The sequence below is a fragment of the Oceaniferula spumae genome (assembly GCF_042849255.1).
In the GTDB taxonomy this organism is placed as follows: Bacteria; Verrucomicrobiota; Verrucomicrobiia; order Verrucomicrobiales; family Akkermansiaceae; genus Oceaniferula; species Oceaniferula spumae.
Window position 1 is genome coordinate 1,165,064 of sequence record NZ_AP026866.1, and the last position, 24,479, is coordinate 1,189,542.

Genomic DNA, 24,479 nt, shown 5'->3' on the forward strand with positions numbered 1-24,479 from the left:
CCATTGGCGGATAGACCAATAAATTGTTAGAACAAATCGCGGAAATAGAGAATCAACAATTCATTATGAGCCGGCTCCATCAGGTGGAGGGCCTTGACCGGCTCCGCGTGAGTCTTTGGGTTTCTTCTGAGAAGGCTTGGCATTAGGGTTCGGGCGACCGCCCGAGTTACATCCTTGTCATTGGTTAGGAATTGGTAGTCCGTAAAGTTCAGTAGGATCTGTACGGGCAAGACGCACCGCTGCATCCAGATCGAGCTGGTGCTTGGTTTTGTCACTCCCCGTCTGGGCGAGCAATTTATACTCCTGTCTGGCGGCTTCAATTTCAGGTTCCCATTCAGCGGCTGGCAGACCTTCGAGTTTCATCAGGTAGGTCATGTAGTATCGCGCATTGGCCAGAGTGGATAAGGCATCCTCTTTTAGCTTCGCCGGAGTGGAAGGGTCAGCATTGATTTCGCTCACAAGCTCGGCCAGGTCCTCACGTGCTTCCGGCAGCGCCGAGTTTTGCATTTTCGCTTTAGCGATCTCCAATTGAATGCGACGGGAGTGATTTTTCTGATCCTTGGGAAGTTTGGAAAGAGCCTTCTGATAGGCTTCAATGGCGATGCCCCATTGTTCTTCTGCTACGGCTTTGCGAGCAACCGCCAGATGCTCTTCGGTGTGGTCCAAAGCCAGCCTTTTCTGCCCGGGCCCGTAATGGTAGGCGGCAATCCCCAAGGGAACGAGCAACCATAGTGTGGCGATGAGAATTCGTGATTTCATGTTTTTAATCGTTTAATGTTGAGGGCATTAGAGTGAGGATAAGCGGGAAGATGGCGAGAAGAAAGGAGGAAGTTCCACAGATGATCAGGGCATACTCTCGCTTTGTCAGCTTGAGTGTCTGCTCATCAAGTTCCAGAGTGCCTAGTCGGGCTAACATGTCGGTAGGCACATGCTTCGCATTGCCATCATGATACTCACCCCCAAGACGCGAGGCAATCTGGCGTAAGGCCCCGGTATCTTGCCGCGACTGGCGGCCGTCAATGAATGAACCTTTGGTCGGATCCCCCACCCCGAGCACCAGAACGCCGCCAATGGATTTTGGTATCTTGGGCATCCCTGTCGAGGGCACCGTATCGCCATCGCTGACGAGAAGTAAGGTCGTGGAGTTCTCGGGCCATGGCTGGGCGATCTGCGATGCGACTTCGAGCCCATCAAATATCCGTGTCTTGCCTGTTGGAAAGACCTGATAGAGCGGCATGTCATCGAGGAAATTGAGAATCACCTCGAGATCACGACTTTCCTGAACCACAGGTTTCGCTCCGTTGTAAACGGCCACGAGTGTGATGTGCAGTTTGTTATCAGTGGTGCGTTTGAGCAACGACTGGATCAAAGCCGATGCTCTTTTCGTACGTGAAAGGCCATCCGTTTCACCAGCATCTTGAAGTCTCATTGACGGTGAAACATCTAACACTAGCATCAGGTGATGGCGTTCTTTGGGCTCGATATCTTCCAGCACCTTACTTCTGTGTGCCTTCGGAGGAAGTAGCAACAAAGTGGTCAAGGACCAAGCCAGACCGGAAAGAGCCAGCACCCGAGCTGGGCTAGCGAAAGCGGTAAGCAGGTTAACTTTTCCGGAGGGACCGAAAGCCAAATACCTGACCTTCCGAATTCGCGTCCAATGAAGTGCCTCCGCGCCAAGGGCGAGGATGGCAACAGCCAGAGTGATGAGCAACGCGGTCAAGAAATCGGATTGGTAAATTTAGAGCTTACTACCACGGTGTGTAGCGTAGGCCGAACAGGGTCAGTAGATATATGCCTGAGAGTGAAATGGCTGTGATGACGAATGGTTGGTAATAATCAACTGGATCAGGAGTTAGTCGCTTCATTTCAGCCTGCTGCATTTCATCAATGCGAAGGAAAACGGACTTGAGAGCGGCTGGATCACCTGCGGCAAATGTTTCCCCTCCAGTGATTGATGAAATCACCGACACCTCCGGTGGTGCTGCACCGCCGCCGATGTGAACAGTGTAGACGGTGATTTTGTTGTCTTTGAGACTTTGAGCAATTTTGACATCATTCCCATCGTACAAATCAAAGCTTTCACCATCGGAAAGGAGAATGATCATGCGGTCTCCTTTTTCCGCAGTGGTTAGATATTTTTCAGATTGCTTCAGAGCTTTCCCAATAAAAGTTCCACCGGAGAACCAAGGAGGAAGCTTATCCGGACGCAGAAAAGGCGGAGCGGAGCGAAAGGCAGAAACATCGGTAGTAAGTGGCACCCAACGTAACTGGTGACCGCCAAAAACCATCAGCGAAAAGGAGTCTCCTTTACGATAGGTTAAGAACTCGTTGAGGGAGTCCATCGCAACTTCGTAGCGATCCGAGCCTCCGAACTGAGCCATCATCGATCCAGACACATCGAGACAGAACTGGATATTCGTCATTTCTCGCTCTGACTTTGGTCGTTCAAACCTCCGTGGCCCCGCAGCTAACAAGACGGCAACGGCGAGAACCAGCGCCGGCAGTGTGTTTACCAAGTTAAGTAAGCGAGCTAGCCATTTTGCGTGATCGGTGTCCTGATGATCGAAGGGCAATGCCAAGGGCTTAGCATGGTGACGCCATTGGAAGACGATCAAAAGGATCGGCAAGGCAAGTGCTAGTAACACATATGGATAGGCGAATGTCATGCGTCCCGAAACGGTTCTAACAATGGAGTGATTGTCTTCTGATCGACCGAAGAATTTGGAGCGTGTAACCAGTGTTCCAGTTTCAGCAGAAGCGGTGAGGCTTCAGGGTGTCGGCGCAGTGCTACCAGCGCCTCGGACGCTGACAGGTTCTCAATTTCCGGCAGACGCTGTTTCCAATGCCCTAGGATAAGACGCTCCAATTGTGAGCGGTCAGCATCGTCTAACTCCCCCTGAGCGGCTGATGAAACGAGCGCATGAAGTTTCTCATGCAACGTCGGCGGAGGAGCCAGTTCCACAACGGCGGCATCTTTCTTTTTTCTCCAGAAGAGAATGAGCAAAAGAATGATTACCCAAAGAATTCCCACTAAAGTCAGCACCAACCGATATCCGCCAAGTTTTTCAGGTGGAGTATTGTCTAACTCTTCGGGTTTGGGGATACCTTGAAGATCGTGAGTGGTGGTGATGGTTATTTGCTGATCCAGCTCTGGCAGCGGGGCGTGGCTGCCGACGTAATGGAAATAGTCAGACAAGGTATATGTGCCCGCATCTAACCCATAGATCTCCAAGTCATAGCGGAACCCCTCAGCGGCAGGCTTGATTTCGAGCACACGGATTACGAGAGACGACTCACGATCTTTTCGCGGAATCGGTTCGGCTTTTTCACCCGGAATATAAAAATCATTCAAGGTCTTTGGTAAGCCGAGCGATGAAGTGAATGTTGGCACCGAGGCCTCCAACGCAACACACACAGCCATCACCATAACCGAGCACAGCAAGGCGGCATAACGGTGGACTGAATGTAGCGCGGTCATCATTTGGCAAGCATATTGCGGGACTTGAGATAGAGCCTAAGTGAGGCGAGAAACGGTCGGTCGGTGTGAATTGGAAAATGATCGATCGAAGCCTGCTTGAGCGCGGCCTTGGCGTCATCCAAACAGGTGAAATTCTTATGAGCTCTGGCGGTGAACGTTTTCCCTGTCTCAATTTCCTGACCGTGCAACAGCCCTGCTCCAGCCAATGAATCCTCTGCAGGATCTCTCAATAACAACACGGTGACATCGTGCCGATGCCCCAATAATTTCAGTGCCGGAATCGCTGTCGGGTCGTGGAGGTCGGACAGGACAAAGATCAAGCTGCGCTCCTTCAACGAGGGATTTAGAGACAGCAACTTGCGGCCAAGGTGCGTGCGCTCGGAATAGTCAAAATGACGCAATCTGTGCAGCCACTGGAGAATGATTTCTCTGGAAAGCGACGGCTTGATATTAATGTCGCGCGCGCCTGCTCCGAGGAGACCTACGGGGGAAACTCGATCCAAACACGCCAGTGCAAGCCCACCGGCAATTTGCACGGCGAGTTGGTATTTTGATGTCGTAGTGGAGGCATGAGTCATGGATGCCGAAGTATCCACGATGAACCAGACCGGAAGACTTTTGGGTGATTCGTAGTCTTTAACGTGTGTCTTGCCTGTACGAGCGGTGACCCGCCAGTCGATTGACCTAACAGGATCACCCGGCACGTAATGTCTCGACTGCACATACTCCAGCCCTTGGCCGAGAAACGGGGAGCTGTCAGTTCCGTATGATAGAGAGTCAGCCAATCGTTTCACCGCAATCAGAAATTGGCGGGAGTCGAGAGGCCGAGTATCTTTGAGTTGCTTCTTCACGATTAGGAAATCGACTCTTCAAGGATCTGTTGGAGAATTTGTTGAGGTGTTTTTCCATCTGCCAAAGCCTCATACGACAAACGGATCCGGTGTAGAATGACGTCCTCTGCCAAGGCAAACAAATCCTCTGAAATGGCGTAGTCTCGTCCGTGAATCAAGGCTCTGGCTCGAGATGCTTTCAATAATGCGATGCCTGCTCGAGGAGAACAGCCTAGTTCAAGGTCCGGGTGTTTTCGAGTCCGCTCGACGATATCAACGACGTGTTTGAGGAACACTTCGCTCACATGAATGTCATGGGTCGCCTCCATTGCGGCAACCAAGTCTTCAGGAGTTCCCACAGCATCATCCGTGACCAGATCAAACTCGGTGCGGGCAACTGCTCCCCCATCCTTTTTCTGCACCCCTAACTTCAGATTGCGACGAAGAATTTCCTCCTCGTCTTTCGCAGCCGGATAACCCAAACGATGACAGAGCATGAAACGGTCTAACTGTGCTTCCGGAAGCTCGAATGTTCCCGACTGCTCGATCGGGTTTTGAGTCGCAATGACCAAAAAGGGTGTCGGTAGCGACATCGTTTGATTTCCCAATGTCACCTTGCGTTCCTGCATCGCCTCTAACAAAGCCCCCTGAACTTTCGGCGCGGCACGGTTAATTTCATCCGCCAGTAATAGATTGGTGAAAATAGGACCGTGGTGAGTTCTGAAACCACCGGACTTTTCATCGAGAATTTCGGTTCCCAGGATATCTGAAGGAAGCAGGTCAATCGTGAACTGCACACGACGAAAATCCAAGTGAATCGCCTTGGATATTGTATTCACCAGCAGAGTTTTGGCTAAGCCAGGCATCCCTTCCAACAACAGGTGACCAGATGTTAGAAGTGAGATCAATGTGCGCTCCACGACAACATCCTGTCCCACCACGATCTCCCCGACGCGTTCACGAATTTGTTTTAGATATGATGAAAGATGATCGTTCGACACGCTGGCATTACTCATTTCAAAAATGTTATAGACTGATTCATTCCCGTCAACGTCCCTGTTAACTTGCTTTGTGCATTTATTCTCAATTTCTCCTCCTCTCGATATTTCATTACTACAACCATCAAGTTAGTTTCCACCCGACCTAACAAATCACCTCACGGTTTGCATTTCACGATGAAATATTAGACGATCTTCCGAGTATAAAATTATCAGATCTCACTCTACCATTTATGAAACGCAGAAAATTCATCAGCGGCATTGCCTTGGCAGGTGCCACACCCGCTCTCATCAGCACGCCATCCGCCGTAGCTGCCCCGAAGGAAGGAATCGCACTCAAGGATATCAAGGCGGTCAGCCCGCCTGTAGTCCAGAATCCTACGGACACGTCGTTTGCAGTCTCATGGATGGTCAACGGCACCGCTACCGGCTGGGTGGAATGGGGAACCACTGAGCAACTTGGCAACATCTCCCGCCCCGCCCATCACGGCCTCGCTGCGATGAGCGACTACGCATTGTCTGCACGCGTAGAGGGCATTCCCGCCGGATCAGATGTTTTCTACCGCGTGGTCACCAAAGCCGTGCATTATCAAAATGCCTACGCCATCGAACAGGGCGAACCGATAGCCGGTGAAATCCGTAAGCTCACTTTGCCAAAGGCCAATCAAGACAGCTGTCACCTAGCCGTTGTCAACGATACCCACGACCACGCAGATACCATTGCCCAGCTCGCGGACAACATCAATGCCGCGGATCCCGACGCGCTCATCTGGAATGGCGACGTCTATAACCAGATCAGCAGCAATCAAGACATGGCTCGCATTGCCCTCACTCCTGGTCAGAAAAAAGAGGACCCTGCGTCCGGCGGCTGGGCATCTACCCGACCGCTCATGTTCACACCGGGTAACCATGATGCCCGAGGCGAAGCTGCCCGCACCGTACCAGAGGCGTTCATTCCATGGCCGATGGCTGATGGCGAACCAAAGGGACTAAACCCTTCACCCTACACGAGTGGCCGTTATTGCTTCACAAAACGCATTGGCCCTGTCGGCGTGATCTGCCTCGACACTGGCGAAGATAAACCTGATTCCCGAGAAGTCTGGGGGGGCATGGCAGCCTACGAGCCCTACCGCGAGGCCCAGCTTGAGTGGTTAGTGAAAGCTCTACAGCAAGAGGAAATCAAATCCGCACCCTACCTCATCGCTTTCTGCCACATCCCCCTGCACGGATTACCCGGCCACAATGATGGCATGGGACCCAAAGGATACGCCGGATTCTCAGGCTTCGGTCAGAAGCTCTGGCTTGCGCCCCTAGTGAAAGCAGGCTGCCAGATGGTGGTCAGTGGCCATACCCACCGCCACCGCATAGACAATCCCAGCAAGGATTTCCCAATGCACCAGCTGGTAGGCGGGGGCCCGAGAGAAAACAACGCCACCCTGATCCAGATCAAGGCCGATGCCAAATCTCTCGAAGTCACCATCGAGGATCTGAAAAAGAAAAAGGTCAACGGACTCAGCCTCAGCCCGAGAAAGGTCTGACATACAATCAGCTGAAACAGTCGCAGAGCTTGACCCGACTGCCGGTCTGGCTATGCTCCGCGCCCGCAACAGTATGACCATTGCGCACCCGATATGGCTTTAATCGTTCAAAAATACGGCGGCAGCTCCGTTGGCAGTCTCGACCGCATCCGCAATGTTGCCTCGCGTATCAAAAAATTACGTGACGAGGGCAACCAAGTGGTAGCCGTGGTTTCAGCCATGGGTGGAGTCACCGACAAGCTCATCGCCATGGCCCAAGAGCTGAATGAGAACCCACCCGAGCGTGAGCTTGATGTGCTTCTCTCCAGCGGCGAGCAGCAGTCCATCGCACTTCTCGCCACCGCGCTGCAGAGCATGGGAGTAGACGCGGTCTCAGCCACCGGTAGACAGGCTGGCATTGTAACATCCGGCAGCCACACCCGTGGCCGCATCGAGAACATCAATCCCAGCATGCTCCAAGGATACTTGGACGAGGGAAAAGTAATCATCGTCGCCGGTTTCCAAGGTGTTACCCAGCAGGGACTGATTCACACCCTTGGACGAGGCGGATCCGACCTAACAGCCATCGCAGTGGCCGCAGCCCTGAAAGCCGACCTCTGCCAGATCCTCACCGATGTCGACGGCGTTTATACCTGCGATCCCCGTGTGGTCAAAAACGCACGTAAACTGCCCGAAATTTCCTACGACGAAATGCTGGAAATGGCCTCCTCAGGGAGTAAGGTCATGCAATCCCGCTCGGTCGAATTTGCCAAAAAATACGGAGTCGTCTTTGAAGTCTGCTCCAGCCTGAACAATAACCCCGGAACCATAGTCACCGAAGAACACCCAGCCATGGAAGCAGTAGTTATCCGCGGAGTCTCCATCGAGCGCTCCCAAGCCCGCGTCACCATCACCGACATCCCCGATCGCCCCGGCAACTCTGCCAAAATTCTCGGTGCCCTCGCTGATGCCGAGATCAATGTCGACATGATCGTGTCCAACATCGCCAGCGACGGCATGGCCCGCCATTCCTTCACTATGCACACCAATGACCTCGGCCGCGCCCAAGCAGCGCTGAAGCCAGTGCTGGGTGAGCTCTCCGCTGATGCCCAGATCGAAACCGAAGCCGGACTCGCGAAACTCAGCACGGTGGGTATCGGTATGCGTTCTCACTCCGGTGTGGCTGCGAAAATGTTCAAAGCCCTCGGCGACGCCAACATCAACATTGGCATGATTTCCACCTCCGAGATCAAGATTTCCGTCACAGTCGACGAGACTGAGATCGAAGATGCTGCACGCGTTGTGCACGAGGCATTTGATTTGGACAAAAAGCCCGAGGCTTAGTCTGTAAAAACCTAACATTCCCTCATGGACAAACCATCTAATCCATACGCCACCCCCGTGGCGGCGTCCGATCAGGTGGATGCTTCCAATCTTCAAGGAACGTATGGGCCGTTCCGTAACAATGGCACCCTCAAGAAGATCCTTGTTTCGCTGTTGGTGATTGATGCCATGTTGAACATTTTCAACACTGGAATCCTCAATTACATGGATATGCAGCAGTATGAAAATACGGAATACCTGCTGTCCGAGGATACTTCCCAGCTAGACAATATCATCGGTATTGGTGGATTGGCTCACGCAGGCCTGAACATCATCTTAATCATTTTCTTTTGCATCTGGATCAACCGGTCATGTAAAAACGCATGGCTGTTAGACCCGCCTCGCATGTCTGTTACCCCAGGCTGGTCGGTCGGATACTTTTTCATTCCCATCCTGCTGCTGTGGAAACCGTATACTGCGATGAAGGAAATACGCAGTGCCAGTTATGGTAAGGATCATGCGCTCAAAGCGGTTCTACCATTGTGGTGGACTTTCTGGCTGATGACCATGCTCATTGGTAACATCACCTTCCGGATCTACATGAACAGTGACGATACTGAGAGCTATCTGATGGCCTGCAAGCTGGATCTTGTAGCCACTCCTCTCAATGTCGTTCTTGATTATCTCGCGATCGCTTTGGTCACTGGGATCACCTTGGCCCAACAGCGGCGATTGAAGAATTGGCACCAGTAGGGAAAATTGCTCCTAGGCGTATCCCCTGCTTTACAATTCACCCAACCCTGTCGAGTATCCTGCATGCGCGTTTTCGGAGTCGTTTGGGGTATTGTCGGCATTACTTTCACTCTGGGAAAAGCTATCTTTGGCATGAAGCACCATGTCGAATCAGCCTTTGAAACTCCGTTTTCCACCTGGCACTGGATCGCCCTGATTGGCTTCAGTTTTTTCATGCTCTACTATGAGGGCTACAAGGGATTTCAGAAGAAATACTCCCCCCGGGTAGCCGCACGCGTCAGGTATCTGCGTGATGTTCCAAACACCCTGCGTAGCTTGTTAGCGCCCTTATTCTGTATTGGATATTTTCATGCCAACAGGAAGACCCTGATTAAAGCTTACGTGCTCACCATTGGAATTGCTCTTCTCGTCAAATCGATGAACTACTGCCCGCAACCATGGCGCGGCATTGTCGATCTTGGTGTTATGCTCGGTCTGAGCTGGGGTTTGGTGGCATTCTGGATATATGCCTATCAGGCACTAACGCAAAAGGAATTCCCCTACTCGCCTGAGACGCCAGAGTAGGTGTGAGGTTTCATTTCGTCGTCAATTCAAGCTCGATGGATTCACCTAGTTTGTCGGCAACTTTCAAAGTCGCCCTACTTTCCTAACTTCTCACGCCAGGCATCTTCGAGCTGCACGGGTTTCCCTTTGGAATTTACCCGCACCGTGGTGATCACGCCCGAGGCACATAATGTTTCTCCGCGGGTAATCTGAAATTTCCAGTCAATGGAACTTCCACCTAAGCGATTGGGTGAGGTAACCACCTCCACAGTTTCACCGGGAAAAACGGGTGCCGAGTAGTTGCAATTCACTTGCACACGCGGCCAACCACCGTCGCCAAGCAACGGGATTCCAAGTTGCTCCAGAAGAGCATGTTCAGCCTCCTCGGCATAACACAGTAGCCGCGAAAAATGGACTAAGCCACCTGCGTCTGTATCAGAAAATGATACCCGGCGCTGGTGGCGATATTCCATATTGAGTGAAGCAATAACTCTAACTGAGCTCGCGAACCAGCACACTGGCATTGTGCCCTCCGAAGCCGAAGGAGTTGCTCAGCGCGCTCTTCACCTTGACCTCGCGGGCAACGTTAGCCGTGTAATCGAGATCACACTCGGGATCTTGGTTCTCGAGGTTAATGGTAGGAGGAATGACGCTGTCTTTCATCGCCATCAAACATGCCGCTAGCTCAACCCCGCCGGCAGCACCTAGCAGGTGACCGGTCATGGATTTGGTAGAACTCACGATGAGATTATCTTTAGCGTGATTGCCGAAAGTTTTCTTGATCGCCTTGGTCTCACAGATGTCACCCAGAGGAGTCGATGTTCCATGAGCGTTCACATAGGTGACCTCGTCCGCGTTCATCTTGGCATGCTTAAGTGCCATGTCCATGCAGCGCGAAGCACCATGGCCTTCCGGGTGAGGTGATGTCATATGATAGGCATCACCACTCACACCGTAGCCGACGAGTTCGGCGTAGATCTGAGCACCACGCTTTTTGGCGTGTTCGTATTCCTCGATCACCATCACACCGGCACCTTCCCCCATGACAAAGCCGTCTCGGCCGGTGTCAAAGGGACGCGATGCGCGCTCAGGCTCATCATTGCGGGTGCTGAGGGCTTTCATGTTACTGAAACCTGACAGACCCATGGGTAGAATGGTCGCTTCAGCACCACCGCAGACGAAAGCATCTGCATCGCCGAATTTGATCATGCGCCATGCTTCACCAATGTTGTGGTTCGAGGTGGCACAAGCAGTGACGATGACCATATTTGGTCCGCCAAAGCCGTATTCCATGGAAAGGATTCCGCTGCCGATATTGGAAATCATCATCGGAATCACGAAGGGTGAAACGCGGGAAGCTCCACGCTTCAGAAGTTTTTCGTGCTCGGTCTCAAGCGTGCCTAGACCACCGATGCCGCTACCGACCATGACGCCGACTCGTTCGCGGTCAATGCCATCGGAATCAAGATTCGCGTCATTGATTGCCATCTTAGAGGCGGCAATAGCAAACTGGGCATAGCGGTCACAGCGACGTGCATCTTTCGGGTTATTGAACCAAGGTGCTGGGTCAAAGCCTTTCACTTCCCCTGCAATCTTGCACGGATAAGGATCAGAATCAGTCAATGTGACCGGACCAATGCCGCTCTTACCTGCCTTGAGACCTTCCCAGGTGCTCTGCAAATCGTTTCCGAGAGGGCTCAATACCCCGATACCTGTGATAACAACTCTTCGATCGTACATAAATATGGATGGTGTCCGCCGTGCGGCTTCGGAGTATTATTCAGTAACAGGGCTCAAGTGCAAGCACCAACCCGTATGCTTTGCTGACACTTTTCATGGTAAAAACGCCCACCTGAATATCCTCATCACGAGAACTAGCCTAATCGCCTTGACCGGCCACGTTCGTTGGATCGACCGCACTCAGGGCATACTGGAAACCTTTCGCGACTGCGGTCTTGATACAAGTGGCCGCAGACGCGACAGCGAATGACGTTATTTTTCGCAACCCGAGCTCTGGATCGACGGCGTAACCCCATCACCACGGAATAGATGCCGATCGCCACCAAAGGCACGGAAATCGCCCATAAAATAAAATCCTCTAGCGTCAGCTCTATCATTCTCTCAGGGCTTCTATCTGGAGTTCTAGCACACCGATCACCACAGGCTGGTCGGAATCAACGGGCAGAAACCTCTGACTCCGCAACCATGCCGAGAGCAGCTTTTGCTTCTCAGAAGGTTTGACGGCTTCCAGTCCTTCGCCGGAGAGAGATACGCAGCCTCGGACAATCCCCTTAGCATCAATGCCTATCATAAAACGAAACGACTGGCCGAACCACTCCTCCGCCACCAAGGCTCGTGGTAGAACAGGGCTTTTCTGCTGCAGCCGTTTCTGGATATTGCTGTCCGCATTGATTCGGGCCAGCACATACAAGTCGCCTTCAGCCTGCCCCCCTGACTCGTCTACCGATAGTTCCCAGGTCTTGGCAATATCACCTAACAACCCTTCCTCAGGGTCGACGATGGATGGCAAGGCACGCCCATCTTGCTCTCGGGGCAAGGCCACAAGCTCGGGTTCATATTTCCAGGTTTTTCCAGCCAGCAGATCAGTTTGTGCACTGATTCGAGCCATCGTGTCCTTATCGTAAGCAGGATCCCAGCGGCGCGGAAAAGGTGACTTTTCCTCGATCTGGACCAGTAGGTTCTGGTAGTTCGGGTCATCCTCACTGATGAAAAACACGCTGGCGGTCCGCTTGGAAACAAGGGGCGTTTTCTCACCATCGATTCGGATTGCGTAGACCGAAAAGGCAAAAAAACCTGTGGCTATCATCAGAGCCAGGAGTTTCCCCGTATGATGCTTTCTGGCACCACGCCAGCGGAAGATGAGACCAGCTTCCTGGTCTCGCTTCTGCCTTCTTTTACTTAGGAAAAACATGACTTCCGAGCCGAGTATCAGTCGCGACCGATCGGTCTCCCTGCCAGACCGCAGTTCAGACCTATTTTCAAAATTCGATTAATGACGTCCTTCTCAACGCCGCTGGAAACATCCACGTCAGAGCGAACCACAGCCGTGGTGATGGTATCGCCCCCCTCCTCATCTCTAAGCCTTTGGATCTCAGCTTCGAGTTCATCCAGTGGCACTTGTTTTTTATTCACCCAGAGTGGGGTGCCCCGCCCTGCTCCCAAGGTGATGACGATGGGGTTATCCATCTGTTTCAACCGCCAAGGAGACTCGTGCACGGTCACCTCGATTCCAGTTTGCTGAACAAAGGATGGCCCTAACAATGGGAACACCAGGATCAAAGCAATGATGTCCAGACCGGCAAGCGTGTGGAGAAATCCTGGCTTCGACGGCAGTGTCAGTTGCAGCTTCATTTTTTACTCTTCTGAGCCGTTTTATTAGCCGCCTGCTCTTTCTGACCTGCAATTTCATCGGCCTCTTCGCGGAAGGAAACGATCTCAGCCTGGTCGCGCGCGTCACAGATGATGTTCACCATCTCGATTCCGGCACGCTCGATACGATGAACCATGCGTTTCACCCGACCGTAGAAAAACAGATAGAAAAGATAAACGGGAATCGCAACGGCGAGTCCCAGTCCGGTGGTCACCAAGCTTTCGTAGACACCTCCAGACATCGCCGCGGGAGAGGAGAACGCTTTATCCTGACTCATCTGCATGAATGTGCCGACCAATCCGTTGACCGTGCCTAACATGCCTACGAGTGGAGCAATTAGGGCTATACCGTAGAGCGCGCGAAGGTTGCGTTCCATGCGAGGAACTTCAAGCTGGCCAGCTTCCTGAGCGACATCGCGAAGATCTCGGCGTGGCAGATTCTTTCGCATCAACACCGCATGGGCAACCCGTGCGGTTGGTCCGGGAGCGCGCGCGGCCTCGTGCATCGCCTCGGCGAAGGCTCCTTTGCGCACATGATTGGCTAGGCCTAGCAGTAGGTCACCGACGTTAATTCGAACCTTTTGAAAAAAGAAAATCCGTTCCAAAACGAGCAGCATACTGACAAAGGCCAACACACCTAACACCCAGACAAACGGTCCTCCTTGATCTACCAATTGTAACATCGCGCCGAATGCTACACGAAACCTAGAAAAGTTCCAATTTCCAAATGCTCAAAATAACAGCATCTTTTGGAGGTGACACATTTAGCGCCATCGTGCTGAAAGCCTCAGAAGAGCAGGTGCTAGCATAGCAGCCACTAGATGCTAGGTCGTCGCTAACGACGATATGTGGACTACATCACGCTTAGTCGATGTAGTTGCAGACATACTGGCAAGTGCCGTCTGCGACCTCGATGGTGAAACCGGAATTCGCATCGATATTGAAACTCTGCCCGGCTTCGAACGATAGCTCCTCATCAGTACCGTCAATACGCACCTTGCACTGGCCGTCGATGATCTCCATGCATTCGGCTGCTTCGGTCCCAAAGTGGAAAGATCCGGGGAAAATCACGCCGAAGCTTTTTTTGCTCCCATCGGAAAGAGTGATGCCGTGAGAAACGACTTTCCCATCGAAGTAAACGTTGGCTTTGGCGGATGCTGTGACGTTGTTAAATTCCATGCGGCGAACCTCTCACCGCAGAGAGTGTTCTGCAAATTGTTAATGTGACTGTAGCGGCATTTACCCGCTACGTTGATCTCATAGCTCGGAAATCCTCCGATTCTATCAGTAAATCAAATTCACCTTCAGCGCGCCGACATTGCCCGGATGCCGTCCTCCAAAACTTGTATCGGCATCCTCCAGTCTAACAAAGAGATCCTTACGGCCATTCGCCGGCACTTCAAACCATTCCCAGCCGCTCCCTTTCACAAACCGAGATGCAACACGCCGTCCATCGCCATCGATTACCGACACCCTTACGCCTCGGTCACCAGAGTCATCCTTGGCGTTGAAAACTCCAACACGCAAGACGCCCTTTCCCGATGACAGCAAGGGAAACTTCACTGGGTAATGCAACACCCGGCTGTTGGCATCGCGTACCGTGAAACCTTGCTGTTCGACCGCTGTATGAAAACGAGGCATCGGGGTCATGGCCTCCACATCACAGATGAGACAGTTTTTTCCCACCTTCCTCCGCATCGAGGTAAAGACGCGCAATCCGGCGGCTTTCATCCTTGTCCCCCAACGCACAGGGTCAGGGAATGACACTTCAAAATTCTTCCGAAATGCCAGAAGATCCACAGCCAGAACACCACGATATTTCTCCAACATCGCGATTAGACTTTCACGGCACTTATCCGTGCGAATCCGCTTCACTTCCACTAAAATAGGCTTCTTCAACTTGTGCTTTACCGACATCTGGAAGACCTCTTCCAATTCAGGAATCTTCGCCCCGCCTGCGAGATTCAAGCTCTTGATTTCTCGAAGCGTCAAATCCTCAATCGTCACCGCTTCAAATCGCTTCCGTTTCAGGACTCGCTCCATGGCTTTCAAATTTCCCGCTGTCCGCGGAACCAAGCGCTTGATCGAATCCAAGTCGTGAAAGACCACCACTTTTCCGTCCAGCGATTCCTGAACGTCCAGCTCCACATAGGTAAAACCCTTCCGGTGGACCAAATGCTCCAGAGCCATTTTATAACAAGCCAAGGTATTCTCAGGCCCGTAAACATCCCCACCCATACGATGTCCCAAATTTTTTCCAGACGCAGATAGACTCAAACAGCAGAACAGAATGCAGAAAGACTTCGTAAAAGGCATAGTCCGACAGACTACACCCGAAACGAAATATTTCATCTTCTAAAAATTTCGCCAGCCCCACTCAACAGGAGCGCACCAAGCTCTGAGCATGCAATACCACATCTTGGGGAAGTGTTAAAACCAATCCGTTTGCTGAAAAAACGCTATGTTGGTTTAGGCACGAGATCAGACACCTCCTCTTCCCTTCTGGCGATTCCTCGCAGCAGTCGTCCAAAAATGTCAGCACCGGTGATGATGCGTTTTTTCGATGAGGTCCAGTAGAGAACTACGTCTCGGTCCACCACGTGATCGTTGATGTGTTCAGCCTCTACCACGAAGTCGCCCAACACGTGATCGAGTGTGATCTCAGCGGTTTCGACAACGATCGGTCGGTGACAATAATCGTAAACATCTGCATCCTCGCCCTTGGCAAAGAGCGCGCTGAGATACTCCGTGGTATTCAGCACCAGATGAGGGATACTCCTGTCGCCGAGAATGATCGCCCACTTGCAAGGATGCTTTTTCAACGATTCCACCCAAGCCTGACCTGCCTCGGTATCGACCGAGGGAAGGATCGGTAAGTCGAGATTTTGGGTGAAACTGTAAATAGTCTCCGGATCGAGTTCGCTTCCCTCTTCCGCGATGTGCCGGTCGTCAAGATCGAGGAAATTGAGCGCGCCACGTCCTTCGTTCGCACTAATTTCGGAATCAATTTCACGGATGTGTTTTTCCAAAATGATCTCAATGTCACGCTCGCGATAAAATGTCGGGCCCTCGGGTCCGATCCAGCCGTCGAGTACCAGTGAACATGGTTTAGCCACGACGTAGAGCAGAATTTCATACATCAGTATCACTGGATAAAGCAATGCGCCCACCTTCAGTGCGTGTCGTGAGAAATATGCCTGGGGCAAAATTTCACCAAAGAAGGTGATACCCACCGTGGAAAAAATAAATCCACCGATACCCGCGAACACTGAATCACTGAGCAGAGCCAGCAGCACATTCACACTGACGTTCCCCCACAAAATGGTGCAGAGCAGGAGATTGGAGTCTTTCCGCAGAGCCAGCACCTTGCGAGCTGACTTATTTCCTTTCTCCACTTCAGCCTCCAACCGCATGCGGCCGAGCGAGAAATATGCGAGGTTGGCACCCGAAAACATCGCCGACTGCGTGAGGCAGAGGGCTATGCCAAGCCATGTGATTATGTCCATTTTATTAGATCGCCCGTATGATCCCTACGAGCGCTACCTCTGCGATACGGTAACATGTTGTCACGTCTATCAAGCCGTGCATGGAATAGTCACTATCCACCCACTGATTAGAAGCCAGAGAGGTCATTGTCACCCGTGATAGGATCGGTGAGGCTGTCTAAGTGGCCAGTGTTCAAGCGGTAAATCCAGCTGTGAACGTCCACTTTCTGATCGCGTGCCCACGCGTCCTGAAGAATCGTGGTGCGGCTTAGGTTTCTGGCCTGGGCCATGACATTGAGTTCACAAAGACGGTCCAGTTTTTCAGGTCCCTCAAATTTTGAGAGGTCCTCATCATAGTCTCTGGCGACCCCTTGGATGTGACGCAGCCAGTTATCAATCAGTCCATGCCGAGCATTTCCCAATGCGGCAGCAACACCACCACAACCGTAGTGACCACAAACGATCACGTGCTCAACTTTCAGCACCTCGACAGCGTATTGCACCACTGAGAGCATGTTGAAATCAGTTTGAACCACCACATTGGCCACGTTGCGGTGCACGAAGATCTCGCCCGGATTCAGGCCGGTAATCTGGTTGGCTGGCACTCGGCTGTCAGCGCAACCGATCCATAAATGTTTCGGTGATTGCTGGTTGGCCAGGCGCTCAAAAAACTCCGGATCTTGTGCAATACGTTCAGCTGCCCAGCGACGGTTGTTATCAAATAGTTCAGACAATGTCCTCATTTCGCGTCCATACTACCCAGCTGTTCACGCGATTTGCAAGCGAAGGCGGCAAAAATCATCACTTTTCCTTGCTGGATTCCCTTTGACAAATGTCTCCGAAGGATCGACCACTGCGGCGGTGAGTTTTTCCGAACATTTCCAAAGCAGCCTCGATCGCCCCTCCCCCCTGTTGCGGCGCTTCACTTCATTATTGGAGCCCGCTGATAATGCGCGACTGGAGTCAATGGCCCGTGAAAGTCAAAAACTGACGCGCCATCATTTTGGCAAAACCATGCGCCTGTTCGCGCCACTCTACGTTTCCAATGAGTGCGTAAACAACTGCTCATACTGCGGTTTCTCTCGCGACAACCCGATCCTGCGAACCACTCTTACCATCCCCCAAGTTGTTGCTGAAGCCCAGCACCTTCACAGCCTTGGTTTCCGCAACATCCTGCTCGTCGCAGGAGAACATCCGAAGTTTGTTTCCGAGGGGTATTTGCAAAATTGCATTGATGCCATCAAAGGCTTCATTCCCACCATCGCCATCGAGGTAGGTCCGATGAAGGATCACCAATACGGTGAACTTGTAAGCCACGGCGCCGAAGGGCTGATCGTTTATCAGGAAACATATCACCGCGAGACTTATGTCAAACTGCACACGGCAGGGCCTAAGAAGAATTTCGACTGGCGGCTGGATTGCCCGGAACGTGCCTATGCTGGTGGCTTCAGACGGATCGGCATAGGTGCGCTATTTGGTTTGGCGGATTGGAAAAAGGAAGCCATCGCCCTGGCAGCTCACCTGGAATACCTTTACAAACATTGTTGGAAAGCCAGCTTCAACATCGCCTTTCCGAGGATGCGTCCCTACGCCGGCAACTACCAATACACCCCAGATCCCAACTTTTTCCTCAACGACCGGCAGTTCGTGCAGCTTGTATGCGCCTTCAGAACCTGCTTTCCTCAGGTCGGCATCGTGCTCAGCACCCGTGAACCGGCCAAGTTGCGTGACTCCCTCATCCCATTAGGCATCACCCACATGTCAGCAGGATCTCAGACCGATCCGGGTGGCTACACCGGAGCCGGCACCGATGACCTTCACCTCACCGTGAAGGGAAAACGCGTGGAGCTGGATGACAGCCAACCGAAGTCTGCATGCAGTCGGGCTACCGAGCAGTTCACCATCGATGACCAGCGCTCTCCCGCTCAAATCGCAGAACTTCTACGTGGCAAAGGATACGACCCGGTCTGGAAAGATTGGGACTTGGAAATCTTGAGCTCCAACCACTAATTGCCAGCATGACGATCCAGCTCAACGGTAAGGAACACGCTCTCGAAAAGTCGGTCAGCGTAGCCGCATTATTGCAATCCATCGGCCTTGGCGATAAACCTGTAGTCGTTGAACTCAACAAAGAGGCTCTGTTCCCCAGAGAATATGAGTCATCAATGTTAGATCAAGACGACCAGTTAGAGATCGTCACCATCGCTGCAGGAGGCTAATTGTTCGGGTTCAGTCCCCGCAAAGTAGCGCAAGTTTTTAACTTGCCTCTTAGCTCAAGCCCTCTGTCACCCGCATTAGTCCTTACTCACCACAATCAATCGTGCGGGCTTTCCTCCCGTCACCTTCAGCGTGATACTTGTTCCCTCTTTGTCGACCATCGGTTCAACACCCTCCGCCTCTGTCTCCCAACGCCCTTTGAGTTTGATGGTCGTGGTAAATGTCTTCGGCTCGGAGTAGAGCAGGTTCTTGCGCGGCACGTCCTTGAGTAGATCTTCACCGATCTCAACACCGTCCGGAATCAGGCCAAGGTCGGCGGCGGCGAGACTGAGGTTGAGTTTCCCACCCTCCATTTTCAAGGCCGCCACACAAGGTCGCGAAACGGAGGTCAGCCACTTGCCGCTTACTGCACCGGCGTCGAAGATGCTGTGCATGACAGTGTTCTGGCGTGGGAAATAGACGCTGTGCCTGGCTTTGCTGCGCTCAAGAACCTGATAGAACTCCTCTGGCTTGGCTTGCAGCTGCTGGATTCGATCGGCTCCCTGTACCCAAACGGCGGCTTCGTATCCTGCGTCCTTCGGACTCAGTCCGTGGTCGAACCAAGAGACCACGACGTCTCCTTCTGTTTTCTCGGCACCGTTGTGGTCTATGGATTTCTGCATGCCGCGCTTGAACTTGAGCGACTGGCCGTCGGGCACGTGGTAGCCGTTGCCTGCGGCGTCGGCGGAGGGTTCTGTTAGTTTGTAATCGGTATTCTCTGGGATGACATTCTGAAACAGAGTGGTTTCCACAGCGTGAGTGCCGTCCCCACCGGAAATACCACTACCTAACAGGACGATGAGATCATCAGCGAAAAAGTAACTTTTTCTCGCCTTGAGATTGATTTCCACGCCATCGTTCGAGTGGCTTTGATCGATGATCAGCGCTTGCACGCCATTGTGGTCGTCCGCGCTGGCTCCGCCGAGGAATGCGGAGCCGTTGGCGCTACGATGGCGTGCGCTACGGTCTGGTTTGATCCGAAAATGCACGGCGGTGGTACCGAGCATGCGGAACCAGTCCCAGCCGTGGCGCAGGTCGTAGCCGCTGGCGATGTCGTTAACTGGCTCCCCCTTTGCGAAGATGGTCAGGCTGCCGTGGCTGAAGTAGTCGCCGTAAGAGTTCTCGCCATCGCCCGGTTTCCCGCGCTCGTAGTCCCAGAGGTAGCGGCTGTACCCGCGCACAGTCGCCATCCATGCGCCCCGTCGATGGATTCCAAGGCCAGCATAGGGTTTATACCAGAACCCCTGAGGGTCCGGTTCGGCTTCGGGATTTTCTGTTAGTAATTGGTCAAGCATGTTGAGCGTGTAAAACCCTCGGAAGGGTTTGCCCCGCCCCCCAGAGTAGAGAAATTCCCATCCAACCTCTTGGGGGTGCCAGAGTCGTGCGAACACACGCTTCATCTGCGCATCGCCCAGGCCGAGGTCGGAGCCTAGGGTGAGAATGCCTGCGAAGACGGAGTTCTTCAGATGGTCGGTGCTTAGTGGCATGCGACCGCGGATGCCGAAGGGCATGGCGAACTTCTGACAGTAGAGGCGGTATGTTAGAATGAGCTGGTGCAGGTTACGCACCGACTCCGGAGCCACGGCAAATTTCGTGCCATGCAGCAGATAGACACCGAAGGCGGCCTGAGGGATGAATCCCCCTGTGTAGGCGTTACCGTAAACGCCGCGATGATGAAAGCCGGTGAAGTCTGGCTTGATGGTGTCCGCCCAGCCGGGAATGACCTTGAGCGAGTCGGTGTAAACCAGGCTGGCTTCTTGGAGTAGCTGCTTTTGCCGCGTGGGCTCATCTTCTAACAATGCGGAGACCAGAGTGGTGTCGGAGTAAATCTGGATGGCGTCCGACTGCACCAAGTGCTTGAACTTCTCTGGGTTTTCGCGTGGCTCGTAGTATCTGACGTGCCCGGACGTTCGGCCTAACATTTCAAGATGGCGGACCAGTTTGCGGGTGCGGATTTTCACTGTCTCGTCTTTGATGTGCGGTTGCATCAGGAGAAACGACTGGCAAAGCGAGCCCATGCGCAGTTCCATCTTGACCAGATTGGCCACCCCCGGGCCGGGCTGTGGCGCACCTTTCATCTGCATTCGGCTTTGATTGTAGTGGAAGGTGACGCCGTCGCGCACTCCGCGCGCGTGCAGGTAGTCGAGGCACTGCACGTAGAGGTCGAGGATTTCCTGCTTCCGGTAGTGCGGGTTCTTGTCGCCACCCACGTTGTAACCGAAGGCAAGGTTGGGCAGGTAGGTCTGGATGAAGCGGCCGTATATTTTAGCCTCGCTTTGATAGCCCTTACCGGGCGAGTCCATCATCAGGCGGAAGGTTTTGTCCCGGTCCTCATCGAAATCAAAGCGGCGCACGAACTTAAGGGTCCTTTCGATGTCCTTGATAAAATGCGCCAGCGCGGCCTCGCCGTATGGGCCCGTGAATGTCTTGTCGTCTCCTGTCAGGTAAGTGGCGTAGCGCTCGCGGATGAGCTGGGCGTCTTTTATTGCTGTAGTTTCCGCCAGGACAGCAGGAGAACAAACGACGAGCAGGAAAACAGCTACTATTTTAACAAGGCGGCCTCTCAAGGGATTGGACAGTTGCATAAGTTGGATGAATACGCAGTTACGCAATGTCTTTATCACATCGATCCATACGTGTCGTGAAAGAGATACTGAAGAGCAAAGTGTTGCCTACCCTCATACCAAGCAATTATTCCGGAACAGGCTCAGGATCGCCCAAGTGCTTCGGCTGTTTATTGGTGATATTGACATCGAGCCACATTTTCACTCTGGCCAAGACCTCTCGGTCCTCAGTTTTTCTCGCAGCATAGCCTTCGACATCTTGCGCGTTATAGCCTAACACATCCATGCCATTGGCTTTGGCGATGTAGGCCGCCCGTTCGTTTTGAAACTTTTGGCTAATGAAAATTACCTCGTTCAGACCGAAGATTTTTTTCGCCCTAACAACAGAGTCCAAGGTGCGTAGCCCTGCGTAATCACAGACAATCTTATCGAAAGGAACCCCTGCCTCGACGAGAGCTTTGCGCATTGCTACCGGTTCATTGTAGTATTTTTCACGATTGTCGCCGGAAACGATGAGGAAGTCGACCTTACCAGCCTTCCAGAGTTCTGCAGCGGCTTCGATGCGGTATTTGAAATAGAGATTGTCGCGCTCGCCCAATTTCTCCGAACAGCCAAACACCAGCCCAGCCTGACGGTGGGGAACATCACTCACCTTATCGAATAAGATGTCCTTTCCTGCGCGTGTGGCCGCGTAGTTGGCATACCAGATGAAGAAAAAGAAACCTGCAAAGAATAAGAACAGGACCACCAAAAGGCGTTTAAACCAGCGCACCAGCCAGTGCGACTTTGATTTCGCACGAGCTTTCTGGAGAACAGTCTTGCTGTTTGTGCTCACATCTCTTTTCGCCATCTCTACCGAATCCATTTCAATCGTCCGCATGTCTACGGGGGAGATTAACGAGTGTTTTCAATACTGACGCGAAGATTCCCTCTTTCGGATTCTCAGGTGCGATCACGCGTAGCTTGCGCTTGGCTGGCTCCAAAGTGACTTCGGACACACGACCCAGAAACTCCCCGTCTGCCTCCATCGGCACATCACGGTCGCACTCGATCCGGAAGCTCCGAGCTTGGAGATAATTGACCGATGAATTTCCGGCATCGATCGCACCAGTGGCCAATCCTTTGACCGAGTCCAACACGAGCTTGTAACCCGCCTCGGTGAACACGAGCGCATCGAGCATTTCATCGCAGTTGTCGGCCTTTCGGAATAACTTTAGCTGGCCGCCGTAAAGAGATCCATTTCCAGCGAGAACACACACGCCTTCTTGCATCCTACCATCATCACAGGTCACGCGCATCTTGGGTGGCTTTTCACCTAGAACTCGCACTGCAGCAGTTAGGTATGCCATGGGGCCAAACATTTTTTTGGCTTCGGCATCGGTTTCTTCGATCACCTGGGCATCTAACCCGATCCCTGCCATCTGCACAAATGCGTGACCATTGACCTCATAGAGGTCGACTTCCTTCACATAGCCAGCATCTAACACATCAAGTGATTTTCTAAGGCTAGTGTGAGGAAATCCTAATTCACGCGCGAAGACATTCATGGTTCCAGCAGGAAGGACCCCCAGAGCCGTCGGGCTACCAGCCAGTCCCTGCACCACTGCATTCAAGGTGCCATCGCCACCGGCTGCTACCACAATAGGTTCACCACGCTCGGCGAACATCGCGGCCAACTCTTTGGCATCCTCTGCGCTTTTGCTAGCGTAGAGTGCAAATCGTTTTGCGTGTGTCATCAGGAAACGCAAAGTTCTCCTGCCCCGCTGACTGCGTGCATGAGGGTTGAAAATGATTGGGTATCGCTCCGCCATCTGGGATGATCTTGCACTGGCTTTGGGTATTTTCAAACTACGAAACGCAGTAATATTGGTAATTTTTAGTCATCTTGATTTGATGCTTGCGCCGCCTGATCCGCCTCGCCAGAACAAGAGACATGAACCAGCAGCTTGAAGACCTTTTTGAATTCCTTCGTTTTCCCAGTATCTCCACCGACTCCAAACACGCAGGCGATGTGCGCAACTGTGCCAATTGGATCATCGAAAAGCTCACTGGGATGGGTCTGACCACTGAACTGCACGAAACACCCAAACACCCCATCGTCATCGCTCGCAATCAACACGAAGCAGGTAAGAAGACGGTCTTGATCTACGGCCACTATGATGTGCAGCCAGTCGACCCGGTAGAACTCTGGGACACCTCTCCATTTGAACCCGTTCTCAAGGATGGCCGGATCTGGGCTCGCGGCGCGACTGATAACAAAGGCCAGATGCTGGCTCATGTGTTAGGTGTCGAAGAAACCCTCAAGGAGGAAGGTGAACTGCCAGTGAACCTGATCTTCCTCTTCGAAGGCGAGGAGGAAATCGGCAGCCCTAACTTGGTGCCATTCCTCAAGGAACATAAAGACGATCTCGCCTGTGATGTCATCGCTGTTTCAGATACAGGCATGGTAGCCCGCGGTGTGCCCACGATGGGCTACGGCCTGCGCGGTATTTCCTGCTGTGAGGTAACCGTTAGAGGTCCCAAGGGTGATCTTCACTCCGGTGTTTATGGAGGTGCTGTTGCAAACCCAGCCACCGCAGTCGCCCAATTGGTCGCCTCACTGCATGACGACGAAGGTAACATCGCCATTGAAGGATTTTATGACGATGTACGCCCGCTGGAAACATGGGAGCGTGAAATGTGGGCAACTGTCCCAGGCATGAGCGACGATGACCTCCTCAAGATCACCGGCTCCCCTGCCCCCTTTGGAGAACCAGGCTACAGCTCCGCCGAACGCCTCTGGGCTCGCCCTACCGCCGAGGTCAATGGCATCGGCGGCGGCTATCAAGGCGAAGGATCAAAAACTGTATTACCAGCCAAAGCGATGGCGAAGTTTTCCTTCCGCCTAGTCCCCGATCAAGACCCGAAGGACATCTCCGCCAAGGTCAAAGCGCACTTGGAAAAGCACTGCCCTCCCGGTGTCACCGTGGACGTTGAAGTCGGCCACGACGGCAAACCGTACATCTGCGATCCACACTCAGAAAACGGCAAAGCCGGACAGGTCGCACTGGAACAAGCCTTTGGAAAAGCCCCCGTCCTGATCCGCGAGGGAGGATCCATCCCCATCATTCAGGACATGAAGGAAATCCTCGGTGTCGAGAGCCTGATGTTAGGTCTCGCCCTGCCTGATTGTCAGATCCACGCGCCCAATGAAAACTACTATGTCGAAAACTTCGAAGGCGGCATACGTTTAAATAAAGCGCTGCTCAAGGAATTGGCAAAATAGCCCGTCGACCTGACAACTGGTGACTGAATGTCTATTATGCATAGCTCTATTTTCAAGAGGGCTAGTGCATTGTGATC

General features: G+C 52.7%; 25 protein-coding genes. 7 read left to right on the forward strand and 18 right to left on the reverse strand.

Features of this window, described 5'->3' with window-relative positions:
* Positions 1-177: 177 nt before the first annotated feature.
* The 6 genes from ACSPJT_RS04820 to ACSPJT_RS04845 are packed head-to-tail and all read right to left on the reverse strand — an operon-like array spanning position 178 to position 5,324.
* On the reverse strand, positions 178-759 hold the full coding sequence (locus tag ACSPJT_RS04820) for a hypothetical protein (RefSeq protein WP_435895232.1): 582 nt from the start codon (positions 757-759) through the stop codon (positions 178-180).
* A 4-nt stretch (positions 760-763) separates the two neighbouring features.
* Positions 764-1,720, reverse strand: a complete 957-nt coding sequence (locus tag ACSPJT_RS04825) for a vWA domain-containing protein (protein WP_435895233.1) — start codon at positions 1,718-1,720, stop codon at positions 764-766.
* 28 nt (positions 1,721-1,748) lie between these two features.
* Complete coding sequence (locus ACSPJT_RS04830) at positions 1,749-2,666, reverse strand: vWA domain-containing protein (protein WP_435895234.1); 918 nt, start codon at positions 2,664-2,666, stop codon at positions 1,749-1,751.
* Positions 2,663-3,481: a hypothetical protein gene (locus ACSPJT_RS04835; protein WP_435895235.1), complete on the reverse strand. Its 819-nt coding sequence runs from the start codon at positions 3,479-3,481 to the stop codon at positions 2,663-2,665. Before ACSPJT_RS04835 ends, ACSPJT_RS04830 begins: the two co-directional genes overlap by 4 nt.
* Entirely contained in the window at positions 3,478-4,329 is an 852-nt protein-coding gene (locus tag ACSPJT_RS04840) for a DUF58 domain-containing protein (protein ID WP_435895236.1), read from the reverse strand. The genes ACSPJT_RS04835 and ACSPJT_RS04840 overlap by 4 nt, the downstream gene beginning before the upstream one ends.
* 2 nt (positions 4,330-4,331) lie before the next feature.
* The gene (locus tag ACSPJT_RS04845; protein ID WP_435895237.1) at positions 4,332-5,324 is read right to left on the reverse strand and encodes an AAA family ATPase; all 993 of its coding nucleotides are present in this window, start codon (positions 5,322-5,324) and stop codon (positions 4,332-4,334) included.
* A 215-nt stretch (positions 5,325-5,539) separates the two neighbouring features.
* Between ACSPJT_RS04845 and ACSPJT_RS04850 the strand changes: the two genes are divergently transcribed.
* The 4 genes from ACSPJT_RS04850 to ACSPJT_RS04865 all read left to right on the forward strand — a co-directional run bounded on the left by ACSPJT_RS04850 (position 5,540) and on the right by ACSPJT_RS04865 (position 9,463).
* A complete protein-coding gene (locus tag ACSPJT_RS04850; protein WP_435895238.1) occupies positions 5,540-6,844 on the forward strand; it encodes a metallophosphoesterase family protein in 1,305 nt (434 codons plus the stop codon).
* Between the two features lie 93 nt (positions 6,845-6,937).
* Entirely contained in the window at positions 6,938-8,167 is a 1,230-nt protein-coding gene (locus ACSPJT_RS04855) for an aspartate kinase (RefSeq protein WP_435895239.1), read from the forward strand.
* Positions 8,168-8,191: 24 nt separating this feature from the next.
* Positions 8,192-8,899: a DUF4328 domain-containing protein gene (locus ACSPJT_RS04860; RefSeq protein WP_435895240.1), complete on the forward strand. Its 708-nt coding sequence runs from the start codon at positions 8,192-8,194 to the stop codon at positions 8,897-8,899.
* A gap of 63 nt (positions 8,900-8,962) precedes the next feature.
* The gene (locus ACSPJT_RS04865; RefSeq protein WP_435895241.1) at positions 8,963-9,463 is read left to right on the forward strand and encodes a hypothetical protein; all 501 of its coding nucleotides are present in this window, start codon (positions 8,963-8,965) and stop codon (positions 9,461-9,463) included.
* Between the two features lie 74 nt (positions 9,464-9,537).
* On the opposite strand, the gene ACSPJT_RS04870 is transcribed toward ACSPJT_RS04865, so the two are convergent.
* The 9 genes from ACSPJT_RS04870 to can all read right to left on the reverse strand — a co-directional run bounded on the left by ACSPJT_RS04870 (position 9,538) and on the right by can (position 17,060).
* Positions 9,538-9,915 carry an acyl-CoA thioesterase gene (locus ACSPJT_RS04870; RefSeq protein ID WP_435895242.1) on the reverse strand — a complete coding sequence of 126 codons (378 nt, stop codon included), beginning with the start codon at positions 9,913-9,915 and terminating at the stop codon, positions 9,538-9,540.
* Between the two features lie 19 nt (positions 9,916-9,934).
* Entirely contained in the window at positions 9,935-11,182 is a 1,248-nt protein-coding gene (gene fabF / locus ACSPJT_RS04875; protein WP_435895243.1) for a beta-ketoacyl-ACP synthase II, read from the reverse strand.
* A gap of 373 nt (positions 11,183-11,555) precedes the next feature.
* On the reverse strand, positions 11,556-12,374 hold the full coding sequence (locus ACSPJT_RS04880; RefSeq protein WP_435895244.1) for a hypothetical protein: 819 nt from the start codon (positions 12,372-12,374) through the stop codon (positions 11,556-11,558).
* Positions 12,375-12,391: 17 nt separating this feature from the next.
* Positions 12,392-12,814, reverse strand: coding sequence for an ExbD/TolR family protein (locus tag ACSPJT_RS04885; RefSeq protein ID WP_435895245.1), 423 nt, complete (start codon positions 12,812-12,814; stop codon positions 12,392-12,394).
* Positions 12,811-13,515, reverse strand: coding sequence for a MotA/TolQ/ExbB proton channel family protein (locus ACSPJT_RS04890; protein WP_435895246.1), 705 nt, complete (start codon positions 13,513-13,515; stop codon positions 12,811-12,813). The genes ACSPJT_RS04885 and ACSPJT_RS04890 overlap by 4 nt, the downstream gene beginning before the upstream one ends.
* A 181-nt stretch (positions 13,516-13,696) precedes the next feature.
* Positions 13,697-14,011, reverse strand: coding sequence for a pyrimidine/purine nucleoside phosphorylase (locus ACSPJT_RS04895; RefSeq protein WP_435895247.1), 315 nt, complete (start codon positions 14,009-14,011; stop codon positions 13,697-13,699).
* Positions 14,012-14,116: 105 nt separating this feature from the next.
* Positions 14,117-15,070 (reverse strand): glycerophosphodiester phosphodiesterase, encoded by a 954-nt coding sequence (locus ACSPJT_RS04900; RefSeq protein WP_435895248.1) that lies wholly within the window; start codon positions 15,068-15,070, stop codon positions 14,117-14,119.
* A gap of 221 nt (positions 15,071-15,291) precedes the next feature.
* Entirely contained in the window at positions 15,292-16,338 is a 1,047-nt protein-coding gene (locus ACSPJT_RS04905; RefSeq protein ID WP_435895249.1) for a DUF21 domain-containing protein, read from the reverse strand.
* A 107-nt stretch (positions 16,339-16,445) separates the two neighbouring features.
* Entirely contained in the window at positions 16,446-17,060 is a 615-nt protein-coding gene (gene can, locus ACSPJT_RS04910) for a carbonate dehydratase (RefSeq protein ID WP_435895250.1), read from the reverse strand.
* A gap of 118 nt (positions 17,061-17,178) precedes the next feature.
* Here can and thiH point away from each other — a divergent pair, with 118 nt between their 5' ends.
* Complete coding sequence (gene thiH, locus ACSPJT_RS04915) at positions 17,179-18,327, forward strand: 2-iminoacetate synthase ThiH (RefSeq protein ID WP_435895251.1); 1,149 nt, start codon at positions 17,179-17,181, stop codon at positions 18,325-18,327.
* 8 nt (positions 18,328-18,335) lie between these two features.
* Positions 18,336-18,536 carry a sulfur carrier protein ThiS gene (gene thiS, locus ACSPJT_RS04920; RefSeq protein ID WP_435895252.1) on the forward strand — a complete coding sequence of 67 codons (201 nt, stop codon included), beginning with the start codon at positions 18,336-18,338 and terminating at the stop codon, positions 18,534-18,536.
* A 75-nt stretch (positions 18,537-18,611) separates the two neighbouring features.
* Here the strand turns inward: thiS and ACSPJT_RS04925 are convergent, their stop codons facing one another.
* From ACSPJT_RS04925 to ACSPJT_RS04935, 3 genes are all read right to left on the reverse strand, one after another.
* Positions 18,612-21,158, reverse strand: coding sequence for a chondroitinase family polysaccharide lyase (locus ACSPJT_RS04925; protein WP_435895253.1), 2,547 nt, complete (start codon positions 21,156-21,158; stop codon positions 18,612-18,614).
* Positions 21,159-21,264: 106 nt separating this feature from the next.
* On the reverse strand, positions 21,265-22,017 hold the full coding sequence (locus ACSPJT_RS04930) for a SanA/YdcF family protein (RefSeq protein ID WP_435895254.1): 753 nt from the start codon (positions 22,015-22,017) through the stop codon (positions 21,265-21,267).
* Positions 22,004-22,948, reverse strand: a complete 945-nt coding sequence (locus tag ACSPJT_RS04935) for a diacylglycerol/lipid kinase family protein (RefSeq protein WP_435896182.1) — start codon at positions 22,946-22,948, stop codon at positions 22,004-22,006. Before ACSPJT_RS04935 ends, ACSPJT_RS04930 begins: the two co-directional genes overlap by 14 nt.
* Positions 22,949-23,070: 122 nt before the next feature.
* Here ACSPJT_RS04935 and ACSPJT_RS04940 point away from each other — a divergent pair, with 122 nt between their 5' ends.
* A complete protein-coding gene (locus ACSPJT_RS04940) occupies positions 23,071-24,402 on the forward strand; it encodes a dipeptidase (RefSeq protein ID WP_435895255.1) in 1,332 nt (443 codons plus the stop codon).
* Positions 24,403-24,479 lie beyond the last annotated feature (77 nt).